Source organism: Roseomonas gilardii (assembly GCF_001941945.1).
Taxonomy (GTDB): Bacteria; Pseudomonadota; Alphaproteobacteria; order Acetobacterales; family Acetobacteraceae; genus Roseomonas.
This window is the reverse complement of record NZ_CP015583.1, coordinates 2,034,624-2,047,342: the sequence shown is the minus strand read 5'-3', so window position 1 is coordinate 2,047,342 and position 12,719 is coordinate 2,034,624. Positions and strand designations below refer to the sequence as shown.

Sequence of the window (12,719 nt, the reverse complement as noted above, 5' to 3'; positions counted from 1 at the left end):
ATGGCCCTTCTCGAAGTCGAGAACCTCCAGACCCATTTCCGCACCCCCGACGGCGGCGTGAACCGCGCCGTGGACGGGCTGAGCTTCCACGTCAATGCCGGCGAGACGGTGGCGATCGTGGGCGAGTCCGGCTGCGGCAAGTCGGTCACCTCCATGTCCATCCTGCGGCTCATCCCCGAGCCGCCGGGCCGGATCGCCGGCTCCATCCGCTTCGAGGGCAAGGACCTGCTGAAGCTCCAGGACCGCGAGATGCGCGACATCCGCGGCAACGAGATCAGCATGATCTTCCAGGAGCCGATGACCTCGCTGAACCCGGTGCTGACCATCGGCAAGCAGATCGGCGAGAGCCTGCGGCTGCACCAGGGCATGAACCGCCGGCAGGCCGAGGTCCGCGCCATCGAGATGCTGAAGCTGGTCGGCATCCCGGCGCCGGAGCGGCGGGTGAAGGAGTATCCGCACCAGCTTTCCGGCGGCATGCGCCAGCGCGTCATGATCGCCATGGCGCTGGCCTGCAACCCGAAGCTGCTGATCGCCGACGAGCCGACCACGGCGCTCGACGTGACCATCCAGGCGCAGATCCTCGACCTGATGCGCGACCTGAAGCACCGCGTCGGCGCGGCCATCGTGCTGATCACCCATGACCTCGGCGTGGTGGCCGAGGTCGCGGAGCGGGTGATCGTCATGTATGCCGGCCGCAAGGTGGAGGAGGCCGAGGTGGGCGAGTTGTTCCGCGCGCCGAAGCACCCCTACACCCAGGGCCTGCTCGGCGCCGTGCCGAAGCTGGGTTCCTCCCTCACGGGAGAGACGGAGCGGCTGGCCGAGATCCCCGGCCTGGTGCCCAGCCTGAAGCAGAAGATCCAGGGCTGCGTCTTCGCCGGCCGCTGCTCCTACGCCACGGATTTCTGCCGCAAGGTGGCCCCGGCGCTGGAACTCAAGGCGCCGGGCCATCTCGCGGCCTGTCACTATGCGGAGAAGGAGGCGCTCGCGGCATGAGCGGCACGCCGGTCCTGGAGGTCGTGGACCTCAAGAAGCACTATCCCATCCGTGGCGGCCTGCTCGGCGGGGTGAAGGGCTATGTCTATGCCGTGGACGGCGTCTCCTTCTCGGTGAACCGGGGCGAGACGCTGTCCGTGGTGGGCGAGTCCGGCTGCGGCAAGTCCACCGTGGGCAAGGCCATCCTGCGCCTCTTCGACATCACCGAGGGGCAGGTGATCCTGGATGGCCAGCGCATCGACGACATGCCGCTCGGCACGCTGCGGAAGATGCGGCGGCGGATGCAGGTGGTGTTCCAGGACCCCTTCTCCTCGCTGAATCCGCGCATGCGGGTGCGCGACATCCTGGCCGAGCCGATCCGCAACTTCGGCATGGCCAAGAGCGGCGACGACCTGGAGAAGCGGCTCTACAAGCTGATGGACACGGTCCGCCTGCCGCGCGACGCCATCAACCGCTGGCCGCACGAATTCTCCGGCGGGCAGCGGCAGCGAATCGGCATCGCCCGCGCCCTGGCGGCGGAGCCCGACCTCATCATCTGCGACGAGGCGGTTTCGGCGCTCGACGTGTCGGTGAAGGCGCAGATCGTGAACCTGCTGCAGGATCTGCAGAAGGAGCTCGGCCTCGCGCTGCTCTTCATCAGCCACGACCTCGCCATCGTCGAGCACATGACGCACCGCGTGGCGGTCATGTATCTCGGCAAGATGGTGGAGGTGGCGCCGCGCCGGCAGCTCTTCGCCGCGCCGAAGCACCCCTATACGGAGGCGCTGCTTTCCGCCGTGCCGGTGCCGGAGCCCGGCGCGGGGCGCAAGCGGATCGTGCTGAAGGGCGACGTGCCGAGCCCGATCAACCCGCCCTCCGGCTGCCGCTTCCACACGCGCTGCCCTTATGTCTTCGACCGCTGCCGCATCGACGAGCCGCGGCTGAAGCCGACGGACAGCGGGCATTTCGCGGCCTGCCACCTGCACGACCTGCCGGAAGCGCAGAACCCGCTGGCGCGCAACGTGCCGGCCTATGCCTGAAACCGGGCCGGGGTCTCGTGGCCCCGGCGCCTTGTGCAGCGGGGGGAGGGCCTTGGGTCCTTCCCCCGTTTTCTGTTGTCACCCGGGCGGATTCCGGCGCCACGGGCAGGTGCATTGCCCACCTGAGAATCGTTCTCAATCAATGCCCTGCTTGACGTATGCCATCCCGGGACGGACTCTTGCGGGAAAGCCGGGATCTTCGCCGGCCATCGCCGATGGCGACTTGTCGATCCGACGCAGCTGGGATGGGGAGGGGTGCGATGCCTCAGGTGTCACTGACCGTGAACGGCACGGCGCATACGGTGGAGGTCGAGGGCCGCACCCTGCTGGTGGAGCTCCTGCGCGAGAAGCTGCGCCTGACCGGCACCCATGTCGGCTGCGACACCAGCCAGTGCGGCGCCTGCGTGGTGCATGTGGATGGCGAGAGCGTGAAGTCCTGCACCGTGCTGGCCGTGCAGGCGCAGGGCAGCGAGGTCACCACCATCGAGGGGCTGGCCGGGCCGGACGGCGCGCTGCATCCGATGCAGGAAGCCTTCCGCGAGCATCATGCGCTCCAGTGCGGCTTCTGCACGCCGGGCATGGTGATGTCGGCCATCGACCTGGTGAAGCGCCATCCCGAAGGCCTGTCCGAAGCGGAGATCCGGCATGGGCTGGAGGGCAATCTCTGCCGCTGCACGGGCTACCATAACATCGTGGCGGCGATCGACGCGGCGCAGCAGGTCATGCACGGCCGCCAGCCGGCCCTCGCCCCGGCGGCCGAGTAAGGGGAGGGGAGGCCATGTACGATTTCGCCTATCACAAGCCGTCCTCGCTCGCCGAAGCGGTGAAGCTCCTGGCCGATCCGGAGGCCAAGGCGCTCTCGGGCGGCCAGACCCTGCTGCCGGCGCTGAAGCACCGGCTGAACCGGCCCTCCGCTCTGGTGGACCTGACCGGCATCGCCGAGATGAAGGGTATCCGCCTGGAGGGCGATACGCTCGTCATCGGCGCCCTGTCGCGCCATGCGGATATCCAGGACAGCGATGTGGTGCGGCAGGCGATTCCCGCCCTGGCGCGCATGGCAGGACATCTGGGGGATACGCAGGTCCGCAACCGCGGCACCATCGGCGGCAGCCTGGCGAATAACGATCCCGCCGCCGATTACCCGGCCGCCGCCCTGGCGCTGGGCGCCCGTTTCGTGACCGACCGGCGGGAGATCGGGGCCGACGAGTTCTTCCAGGGCATGTTCACCACGGCGCTGGAGCCGGATGAGCTGGTCGTCGCCCTGCGCTTCCCGGTGCCGGAGAAGGCGGGCTATGCGAAGATGCGCAACCCGGCCTCGCGCTATGTGCTGACCGGAGTCTTCGTGGCGAAGGGGCCGGCCGGGGTGCGCGTGGTGGTGAACGGTGCCGGCCCCGGTGTCTTCCGGCAGCCCGAGATGGAGGCGGCCCTGGCCGCGAACTGGAGTCCGGACGCCGTGGCGGGGATTCGCCAGTCGCCGGACGACCTGCTCAGCGACATCCATGGCGGGGCGGAATACCGGGCCCATCTCGTCACGGTGATGGCGAAGCGCGCTCTCCTGGACGCCGGCTGAGGCCTTCCACGGTGACCCCCTGGCGCAGCACCGCCGGGGGGCGCCGCCCGGCGCCCGGGCCACCGCGGGGGTGATCGGGCGTAAAATTGCATGTCCTTACTCCGCATTTTGTCGTTTCGGCTAGATTTCCGCATGAGTGCGTGCGACCATCATCGCACCGGTCCTGCATTCCGTCGGGCCGTGGAAGTTGCGTAGGCGAAAGAGACAGTGTTTCCCGACAACGACCCCCAGGGTGGCACCGGCGCCGTCGAGGCCGAGGTGAAGTGGTATAACGGGCGTAAAGGCTTCGGCTTTGTGCTTGGCCCCGATGGCCAGGACGTTTTCTTCCACGCATCGGCCCTGACCGAAGCCGGCATCGAGCCCCCCGAGACGGGCGACAAGCTGGTTTGCGAGATCGGCACGGACCGCCAGGGACGCCGCCTGGTGACCCGCATCACCGAGTTGAAGAAGGGCCCCGGCGGCCATGCCGGTGGCGGCTTCGGCGACCGTCCCCCCCGCCGCGACTTCGGCGACCGTCCGCCCCGCCGTGACTTCGGCGACCGTGGCGGCTTCGGCGGTGGCTTCGGCGACCGTGGCCCGCCGCGTGGCGGCTTCGGCGATCGCGGTGGCTTCGGCGACCGTCCGCCCCGCCGTGACTTCGGCGACCGTGGCGGCTTCGGCGGTGGCTTCGGCGACCGTGGCGGCCCGCCGCGTGGCAATTTCGGCGACCGTCCGCCGCCGCGCCGTGACTTCGGCCGCGACGAGGGTGGCCCGACCTACGCCGTCGGTGGCACCGTCAAGTGGTTCGACCAGGTGCGCGGCTTCGGCTTCGTGACGCCGGACGATGGCGGCCAGGACGTGTTCCTGCATTCCTCCGTTCTGCAGCGCGCCGGCGTGCAGGATGTCCAGCAGGGCCAGAAGGTCGCGCTGGAGGTCCGTGACGGACAGCGTGGCCGTCAGGCGGTCGTGCTCAAGGACAGCTGATCCGTCCTTTCTCGGATCTGGAAGACCCCGGTGCCGCAAGGTGCCGGGGTTTTTTCATGCCTCCGCTCCTGCAGGAGCGCGGCCTTCGGCGCTGCGGTGCCCTTGTGGCGCCCGGCTGAAGCCATGATAATCCTTCTCTGACATGTCAGTCGGAGAGGCAGCGTCATGACAGAGCCCACCCTGGACCCGCCGCAGGCCTCGCTGACCCGGCAGGCCATGGATCGGCTGCGCGGGGAGATCATCGACTGCCGCCTTCGCCCGGGCGAGACCCTGGCGGAAGGCAGCACCGCGCAACGCCTCGGACTCGGCAAGGCGCCGATCCGGGCTGCCCTGGCCCGGCTGGCGGAGGAGGGACTCGTCGAGGCCGTCCCACGGCGTGGTTGGGTCGTGTCGCTGGTGACCATCCGCGACATCCACGAGGTCTTCGACCTGCGCCTGTTGCTGGAGCCGGAGGCGGCACGCCGCGCGGCCGGGCGCGTGGCGTCGGGCGACACCGCGCTGGCGGAGGCGCGGCAACGCTCCATGGCGGCGGCGACACTCGTGGAACGGCTGGAGGCGCGGCATGACTTCCACCGGCGCGTCGCGGCACTGTCCGGGAACGAGCGCCTGGCGCAGCAGATCGGCCGCCTGCTGGATGAATCGCGCCGTATGATGCTGCTCCGGCCGGGACAGGCCGGCTCGGATGCGCCCGTGGGGGAAAGCCTGCTGCTGGCCATGCTGGAAGGCCGCGCGGCCGATGCGGCCCGCGCCATGCACGAGGCGGTCTGGACGTCCCGCACCGGCGTGCTGTCCGCCCTGACAGCACCGGAGGCCGGTACCGCCCTGTGACGGATGTCTCATGACATCGACGCTTGCGCGCGGATTGATGTAACGGGGATTCGGTGACAGACAGTTTTTGAAATGCAACTTGCGGTACTCACGCTCCCGGTACGAAACTTCATCGAGGATGCTTCCTCCGGCCGGCATGACGCCATCCCGCACCATGGCGGCCGGTCGCTTTCCTGCTGCCGGAGGCATAGCGGATGAATCGGCGCGCCTGGCAGGATCGGACCGGCACGTCTCGTCCCGTGGCGTTCCTGCTGGCGGGAAGCCTGGCACTGGCGCTCGCCATCGCGGCCGGCACCGTCCTCCTGATGCGGGACCTGCGTGACCGGGCCATCGACAGCGGGACTCAGGATCTGGAGCGCCTGGCGCTGGCCCTCTCGGATCAGGCGGACCGGGCTTTCCAGTCGATCGAGCTGATCAATCTCAGCATCACCGATGGGCTGCGCGAGCGTGGCGTGGAGAATGTGGACGATCTGGCGCGCGCCAGCGTCGCGCCGGAGCTGATGCGCCGCCTCAAGGACTGGGTCGCCGGCCTTCCGCAGATCGAGACCATCGGAGTCTATGACCGCTCGGGCCATGCCGTCGTGGGCGTGGGGGGAGCGGAACTGCCGCGCCCGCCCCTGTCGCGGGACTGGATCGTCAGCGTGCTGTCCTCCGAGGAGGAGGACCGCATCATCGGCGACCCACTCGACACCCCGGACGGAAATCGCCGGCGGATCTGGATCGGCCGCCGCATCCTCGGCGCCCGGGGGGATCTCCTGGGCTTCGTGCTGGTGGCCATGCCGTTCAGCTATTTCGAGAGCTTCCACGCCAAGCTGGCCACGCTGCCGGGCATGGCCATCACCCTGGTCCACCAGGACGGCTCGATCCTCTCGCGCTTCCCGCCGCTGGATGCCGGAGCGGACGGCGTCAGGACGGTGCGGACGGAGCGGGTGCCGGAGCCCGGCGAGACACGGCTCCTGCCGGAACAGGCCGGGCTGGACGGGCGGATGCGCGTGATCGTCCTGCGCTCCCTCGACCTCAATCCCCTGATCATCGCCGTCAGCCGCACGCGCGACGCCATGCTGGAGGGATGGCGGCGCCAGCAATGCCTTCTTCTGGGCTCGGCTCTGCTGCTGGAGGCGGGCGTGCTGGGCGTGGCGCTGCTGGGGCGGCGGCAGCTTCTCAACCAGGCCCGCATCGCCCGGGCCCAGGCGGCGGAGAGCCGCGCGGAACTGGAACTGCTGCGGGAGCGCGAGCAGGCGGAGCATGAGCGCGCCCTCCAGGCGATGCGCTTCGGGGTCGCCCTGGACAACCTCGTGCAGGGGATCTGCATGCTGGATGCATCGCGCATCCTGCAGGTGGCCAACCAACGCCTCCTCGCGATCCTGGGCCTGCCGGACGGGTCCGATCTCGTCGGGCATCCGGTGTCCCGCCTGTTCGCCGTGGCCCTTGCCGGCGGCGCCCTGACCCGGCGGGACCTCCGGAGCTTCCGGTCGCATCTGCGGGAGGACCCGCAGCCGAACGCGCCGGCGGAGGACAGGGCAGCCCGCCGTGCCCGCTGGACCTTCTCCTGGGAGCTGGAGGATGGCCGCTTCCTGTCGGTCAACCTGCGCCAGATGCCCGATGGCGGCTGGATCGCCACGCTGGAGGACGTGACCGCCCGGCGTTCCGCCGAGGCGCGGATCGCCCATATGGCGCGCCACGACGCGCTCACCGACCTGCCGAACCGCAGCCTTTTCGGCGAGCGGCTGAGCGCCGCCGTGGCGCGGGCGGGGCGCGGCGAAGGTTGCGCGCTGCTCTATCTGGACCTCGACCATTTCAAGGAGATCAACGACACGCTGGGCCACCCCGTCGGGGACGCGGTGCTGCGGGAGGCCACGGCGAGGCTGCGGCGCTGCGTGCGCAGCATCGATACGGTGGCACGACTCGGCGGCGACGAGTTCGCCGTGCTGCAGACGGGGCTGGAGCGCGCGGAGGATGCCGCCAGCCTGGCGGAGCGCCTGATCGCGGAGCTGAGCCTGCCCTGCCGCCTGGGCGGGGAGACCCTGCGCGTGGGAGTCAGCCTGGGCATCGCGGTGCTCCTGCCCGGCGAGGAGGAGGGCGAGGACACGCTGATGCGCAAGGCCGACCTCGCGCTCTACCGGGCGAAGGCGGAGGGGCGCGGGCGCTTCCGCTTCTTCGAGCCGGAGATGGAGCGCGCCATGCAGTCCCGGCGGCAGCTCGAAGCCGATCTGCACCGCGCCCTGGCCCGGCAGGAGTTCGAGCTGTTCTACCAGCCGATCCTGCGCCTCTGCACCGGCGAGGTGGTCGGCTTCGAGGCGCTGATCCGCTGGCGCCATCCGCATCGCGGGCTGGTTTCCCCGGCAGAGTTCATGCCCTTCGTCGAGCAGAGCGAGCTGATGGTGCCGATCGGCGCCTGGGTGCTGGAGGAAGCCTGCCGCCAGGCCGCGTCCTGGCCCGCGCCTTTGAAGATCGCGGTGAACCTGTCGGCCACCCAGTTCGCCGCCGGGGAGGTGCTTGTGCAGCAGATCCTCGGTGCCCTGGAAGGTTCGGGCCTGCGGCCGGACCGGCTGGAGCTGGAGGTGACCGAGACGGTGCTGCTGGAGGATACGCAGGACACGCTGTCCGCCCTGCACCAGATCCGCCGGCACGGCGTGCGGGTCGCGCTGGACGATTTCGGCACGGGCTATTCCTCGCTCAGCTACCTGCGGAAATTCCCCTTCGACAAGGTGAAGATCGACCAGTCCTTCGTCCGCGACATGGGCGGGCGCGAGGATTGCGCCGCCATCGTGCGCGCCGTGACCAGCCTCGGCGCCAGCCTGGGCATGATCACCCTGGCCGAGGGGGTGGAAACCCCGGAGCAGCACGAGATGCTGCTGCGCCAGGGCTGCGAGGAAGGGCAGGGCTACCTGTTCAGCCCGCCCCGCCCGGCCGGCGAGATCGCCGCGATCCTGGCGGAGCCTCCCTGGGCGAGGGTCGATCCCGCGGGGTGATGCCGGGGGTGGTCCCGGAGGGCGATCAGAGGGCCGGGCAAAGGTCGGCGAAGCTGCCCTTCCGGATCAGGCGCGAGACGGCGGCGATATCGGGTGCCATCTGACGGTCGCGTTCCCAGGGTTCGGCCACCCCGCGCACCAGGACATGCGCCCGTTCCAGCACCGGCGAGGAGCGCAGCGGCCGGTGGAACTCCACCGCCTGGGCGCCGCAGAGCAGCTCGATGGCCAGGATGTCGGTCAGGTTGCGCGCCATCTGCGCCAGCCGCAGCCCGGCGCCGGTGGCCATGCTGACATGGTCCTCCTGGTTGGCGCTGGTCGGCAGGCTGTCCACGCTGCGCGGCGTGGCCAGGGCGCGGTTCTCCGCCACCAGCGCCGCCGCCGTCACCTGGGCGATCATGAAGCCGGAATTCAGCCCGCCCTCCTTGACCAGGAAGGCCGGCAGGCCGGACAGGACCGGATCGACCAGAAGCGCGATCCGCCGCTCCGCCAGGGCGCCGATCTCGGCCAGCACCAGGGCGAGGTGATCGGCCGCGAAGGCCACGGGCTCGGCGTGGAAGTTGCCGCCGGAGAGCACGTCTCCGTCCTCCGTCACCAGCGGGTTGTCGGTGACCGCATTGGCCTCCCGGGCCAGGATCTTCGCCACATGCTCCAGCGTGTCGAGGCAGGCGCCCATCACCTGTGGCTGGCAGCGCAGGGAATAGGGGTCCTGCACGCGCGGATCGTTGTCGCGGTGGCTGTCGCGGATGGCACTGCCCGCCATCAGCGCGCGCAGGATCGCGGCGCTGTGGATCTGCCCCTCCTGGCCGCGCAGCGCATGGATGCGCGGGTCGAAGGGCGTGTCGGAGCCGCGCGCACCCTCGGTGCTGAGCGCGCCGGAGATCAGCGCCGTCCGCCAGAGGTCCTCGGCGGCGAAATGGCCGGCGAGCGCCAGGGCGGCGGAGACCTGGGTGCCGTTGAGCAGCGCCAGCCCCTCCTTGGGCCCCAGGGGCAGCGGCTTCAGCCCCAGCCGCTTCAGCGCCACGGCGCCGGGCACGGTGGCGCCGAGTTCCATGGCCTGGCCCTCGCCGATCAGCACCAGCGAGAGATGGGCGAGGGGGGCGAGGTCGCCCGAGGCGCCCACCGAGCCCCGCGCCGGGATCACCGGCAGGACATTGCCGTTCAGCAGGGCGAGCAGCGCCTCGACCGTCGAGGGCTGCGCCGCCGAGGCGCCGCGCGCCAGGGACAGCGCCTTCAGCGCCAGGACGAGCCGGACCACCGGTTCCGGCAGCGGCTCGCCCACCCCCGCCGCATGGCTGCGGATCAGGTTGAGCTGGAGCTGCACGAGGTCCGTGTCGCTGATCCGCGTGCTGGCGAGCTTTCCGAAGCCGGTGTTCACGCCATACATCGTGTCCCCGGCCGCCAGCCGCGCGGCGAGCGCGTCGCAGGAGGCGCGCATCGGCGCCTCCCAGCCGGCGGGAAGCTCCAGCACGCCGCCGGCCATGACGGCGCGCAGCGCGTCGAGATGGATCTGCCCCGGCGTGATCATGGCTTGCCCTCCAGCATCGGCAGGTCCAGCCCCTGTTCCCGGGCGCAGTCGATGGCGATGTCGTAGCCCGCATCGGCATGGCGCATCACGCCGGTGGCGGGGTCGTTCCACAGCACCCGCCGCAGGCGCCGTTCCGCTTCCGGCGTGCCATCCGCCACGATCACCATCCCCGCATGTTGCGAATAGCCCATGCCGACTCCCCCTCCGTGATGCAGGGAGACCCATGTGGCGCCGGAGGCGGTGTTGAGAAGGGCGTTCAGCAGCGGCCAGTCGGAGACGGTGTCGGAGCCGTCGCGCATCGCCTCGGTCTCCCGGTTCGGGGAGGCGACGGAGCCGGAATCGAGGTGGTCGCGGCCGATCACCACGGGGGCCTTCAGCTCGCCCTTCGCCACCATCTCGTTGAAGGCGAGGCCGAGCCGGTGACGCTGCCCCAGCCCGACCCAGCAGATGCGGGCGGGCAGGCCCTGGAAGGCGATCCTCTCCCGCGCCATGTCGAACCAGTTGTGCAGGTGCGGGTCGTCGGGGATCAGCTCCTTCACCTTGGCATCGGTGCGGTAGATGTCCTCCGGATCGCCGGACAGCGCCGCCCAGCGGAAGGGGCCGATGCCGCGGCAGAAGAGCGGGCGGATATAGGCGGGCACGAAGCCCGGGAAGCCGAAGGCGCCTTCCAGCCCTTCGTCCTGCGCCATCTGGCGGATGTTGTTGCCGTAATCCATCACGACGGCGCCCAGGCGCTGGAAGTCCAGCATCGCCTGTACATGCGCGACCATGGAGGCCTTGGCCGCCGCTGCCACGGATTGCGGATCGCGCTCCCGCCCGCGCTCCCACCGGTCCAGCGTCCAGCCGGCGGGGAGGTAGCCGTTCGCCGGATCATGCGCCGAGGTCTGGTCGGTGACGATGTCCGGCACCACGCCGCGCCGCACCAGCTCCGGGAAGACCTCCGCCGCATTGCCGAGCAGCCCGACGCTGATGGCGCGCTTCTCGTCGCAGGCCTTGCGGATCATCGCCAGCGCCGTATCCAGGTCGTCTGCCTTCTCGTCGAGATAGCGCGTCTGCAGCCGCTTCTCGATGCGGGAGGGCTGGCATTCCACCGCCAGCACGCAGGCCCCGGCGAAGACGCCGGCCAGGGGCTGCGCGCCGCCCATGCCGCCGAGCCCGGCGGTCAGGATCCAGCGGCCCGCGAGGCTGCCGCCGAAATGCTGCCGCCCGGCCTCGGCGAAGGTCTCGTAGGTGCCCTGCACGATGCCCTGGGAGCCGATATAGATCCAGGAGCCGGCCGTCATCTGGCCGTACATCATCAGCCCCTTGCGATCGAGCTCGGAGAAGTGCTCCCAGTTCGCCCAGTGCGGCACGATGTTGGAATTGGCGATCAGCACGCGCGGCGCGTCGGCATGGGTCTCGAAAACGCCGACCGGCTTGCCCGACTGCACCAGCAGGGTCTGCGTCTCGGTCAGCCGGCGCAGCGTGGCCACGATGGCCTCGTAGCAACGCCAGTCCCGCGCGGCGCGGCCGATGCCGCCATAGACGACCAGCTCTTCCGGCCGCTCCGCCACCTCGTCGTCGAGGTTGTTCATCAGCATCCGCAGCGCGGCCTCGGTGGTCCAGTGGCGGGCGCTGATCTCCGGCCCGCGCGGGGCCCGGATGGCCGGCGCGTTGCGGAAGCGGTGGTTGCCTGCGGCGGAATCCGACATGGGCGAGGGGTCCCTTCGCGACGTTGGGAAAGAGGCTGGGCGGCCTTGCCGTCAGCCCTGGGCCGTCAGCCCTGGGCCGTCAGATCTGGGCGGCGGCGAGGCGCTTGCGGTAGCCGAAGGCCTGGTCGAAGCGGTTCAGGATGTGCTGCCCGGCGGTGATGGGCTCGTAGCGCGCGTCCTCCCTCGCCACGCCGAGGGCGCAGGGATCGACCATGGCGCCGAAATCCGGGTCGTAGAAGCTGGCGATGGAATAGCGCTCCCGCCCCGAGCGGTTGATCACCCGGTGCGGGGTGGAGGCGAAGCGGTCGTTGCTCCAGCGCCCCAGCAGGTCGCCCACATTCACCACCAGCGTGCCGGGCAGGGGCGGCGCGTCGATCCAGCCGCCGCTCTGCCGCTCCCGCACCTGGAGGCCGCCGTTGGCATCCTGCCACAGCAGGGTCAGGCAGCCGAAATCCGTGTGCGGCGCCACGCCGAACTCGTCCTCGCCCGCGCCTTCCGGACGGGGCGGGTAGTAGATGGCCTGGGTCCGCTGCAACGGCTTGCGGTAGGAGGCCGCGAAGAAATCCGGCTTCAGGCCGAGGCTCGCCGCCACCGCCGAGAGCAGCGCCGCCCCGGCGAGGCTGATCTCGCGGAAATAATCGGCGAAGGCCGGCTGCATCTGCGGCACGAAATCCGGCCATTGGTTCGGCCCGCGCAGCGGCTCGCCCGCCCGCACCAGGGGATCGCTTTCCGGCAATTCCAGGCCGATGGAGAAGAACTCCTTGCGGTCGGTGTGCTTCGCGCCCTCCATCAGCGCCCCGCCCATGGCGTGCCAGCCGCGATGCAGCCTGTTGGCGGCGACCTGGCGCTTGGTCTCCTCGGGCAGGGCGAAGAAGGCGCGCGCGGCCTCCACCGCGGCGGCGATCACGCCCTCATGCACCCCGTGGCCGCGGATGTAGAAGAAGCCCGGCCCGGTGCAGGCGGCGTTGATCTCCGCCGCCGTGCTTTCCAACGCCCCGGGCCGGCCCGCGCGCAGCCCGGCGATGTCGATGACGGGCAGGGAGGCGGGCATGGCGGAGGCGGACATGGGAGCACCTTCGGAAAGCTTCCGGCACGGAGCTTTACGAGGCGGGCAGGGCAGGTCAACCTGCATCCCGCAAAGACGGCAGGAACGCCGCG

The 12,719-nt window shown here is 70.4% G+C and carries 10 protein-coding genes; 7 read left to right on the top strand and 3 right to left on the bottom strand.

From position 1 onward, the window contains the following. From RGI145_RS09295 to RGI145_RS09265, 7 genes are all read left to right on the top strand, one after another. On the top strand, window positions 1–993 hold the full coding sequence (locus RGI145_RS09295; RefSeq protein WP_075798139.1) for an ABC transporter ATP-binding protein: 993 nt from the start codon (window positions 1–3) through the stop codon (window positions 991–993). Continuing rightward, window positions 990–2,012 carry an ABC transporter ATP-binding protein gene (locus tag RGI145_RS09290; RefSeq protein WP_075798138.1) on the top strand — a complete coding sequence of 341 codons (1,023 nt, stop codon included), beginning with the start codon at window positions 990–992 and terminating at the stop codon, window positions 2,010–2,012. The genes RGI145_RS09295 and RGI145_RS09290 overlap by 4 nt, the downstream gene beginning before the upstream one ends. Window positions 2,013–2,272: 260 nt before the next feature. Further along, the gene (locus tag RGI145_RS09285; protein ID WP_075798137.1) at window positions 2,273–2,776 is read left to right on the top strand and encodes a (2Fe-2S)-binding protein; all 504 of its coding nucleotides are present in this window, start codon (window positions 2,273–2,275) and stop codon (window positions 2,774–2,776) included. A gap of 14 nt (window positions 2,777–2,790) precedes the next feature. Continuing rightward, a complete protein-coding gene (locus RGI145_RS09280; protein WP_075798136.1) occupies window positions 2,791–3,582 on the top strand; it encodes an FAD binding domain-containing protein in 792 nt (263 codons plus the stop codon). A gap of 207 nt (window positions 3,583–3,789) precedes the next feature. Next, the gene (locus RGI145_RS09275) at window positions 3,790–4,545 is read left to right on the top strand and encodes a cold-shock protein (RefSeq protein ID WP_075798135.1); all 756 of its coding nucleotides are present in this window, start codon (window positions 3,790–3,792) and stop codon (window positions 4,543–4,545) included. Between the two features lie 165 nt (window positions 4,546–4,710). After that, complete coding sequence (locus tag RGI145_RS09270) at window positions 4,711–5,373, top strand: GntR family transcriptional regulator (RefSeq protein ID WP_075798134.1); 663 nt, start codon at window positions 4,711–4,713, stop codon at window positions 5,371–5,373. Window positions 5,374–5,567: 194 nt separating this feature from the next. Further along, window positions 5,568–8,345 (top strand): bifunctional diguanylate cyclase/phosphodiesterase, encoded by a 2,778-nt coding sequence (locus RGI145_RS09265; RefSeq protein ID WP_075798133.1) that lies wholly within the window; start codon window positions 5,568–5,570, stop codon window positions 8,343–8,345. 25 nt (window positions 8,346–8,370) lie between these two features. Here the strand turns inward: RGI145_RS09265 and hutH are convergent, their stop codons facing one another. From hutH to RGI145_RS09250, 3 genes are all read right to left on the bottom strand, one after another. Beyond that, window positions 8,371–9,870 (bottom strand): histidine ammonia-lyase, encoded by a 1,500-nt coding sequence (hutH, locus tag RGI145_RS09260; RefSeq protein WP_075798132.1) that lies wholly within the window; start codon window positions 9,868–9,870, stop codon window positions 8,371–8,373. Next, window positions 9,867–11,561, bottom strand: a complete 1,695-nt coding sequence (hutU, locus tag RGI145_RS09255) for a urocanate hydratase (protein WP_075798131.1) — start codon at window positions 11,559–11,561, stop codon at window positions 9,867–9,869. Before hutU ends, hutH begins: the two co-directional genes overlap by 4 nt. A gap of 79 nt (window positions 11,562–11,640) precedes the next feature. After that, complete coding sequence (locus tag RGI145_RS09250; protein ID WP_208863952.1) at window positions 11,641–12,627, bottom strand: isopenicillin N synthase family dioxygenase; 987 nt, start codon at window positions 12,625–12,627, stop codon at window positions 11,641–11,643. Between the last annotated feature and the right edge of the window lie 92 nt (window positions 12,628–12,719).

Coding starts and splice junctions, on each gene's coding strand:
- RGI145_RS09290 (WP_075798138.1), top strand. CDS start 990: ATGAGCGGCACGCCGGTCCTGGAGGTCGTGGACCTCAAGAAGCACTAT.
- RGI145_RS09250 (WP_208863952.1), bottom strand. CDS start 12,627: ATGTCCGCCTCCGCCATGCCCGCCTCCCTGCCCGTCATCGACATCGCC.
- RGI145_RS09295 (WP_075798139.1), top strand. CDS start 1: ATGGCCCTTCTCGAAGTCGAGAACCTCCAGACCCATTTCCGCACCCCC.
- RGI145_RS09265 (WP_075798133.1), top strand. CDS start 5,568: ATGAATCGGCGCGCCTGGCAGGATCGGACCGGCACGTCTCGTCCCGTG.
- RGI145_RS09270 (WP_075798134.1), top strand. CDS start 4,711: ATGACAGAGCCCACCCTGGACCCGCCGCAGGCCTCGCTGACCCGGCAG.
- hutU (WP_075798131.1), bottom strand. CDS start 11,561: ATGTCGGATTCCGCCGCAGGCAACCACCGCTTCCGCAACGCGCCGGCC.
- RGI145_RS09280 (WP_075798136.1), top strand. CDS start 2,791: ATGTACGATTTCGCCTATCACAAGCCGTCCTCGCTCGCCGAAGCGGTG.
- hutH (WP_075798132.1), bottom strand. CDS start 9,870: ATGATCACGCCGGGGCAGATCCATCTCGACGCGCTGCGCGCCGTCATG.
- RGI145_RS09285 (WP_075798137.1), top strand. CDS start 2,273: ATGCCTCAGGTGTCACTGACCGTGAACGGCACGGCGCATACGGTGGAG.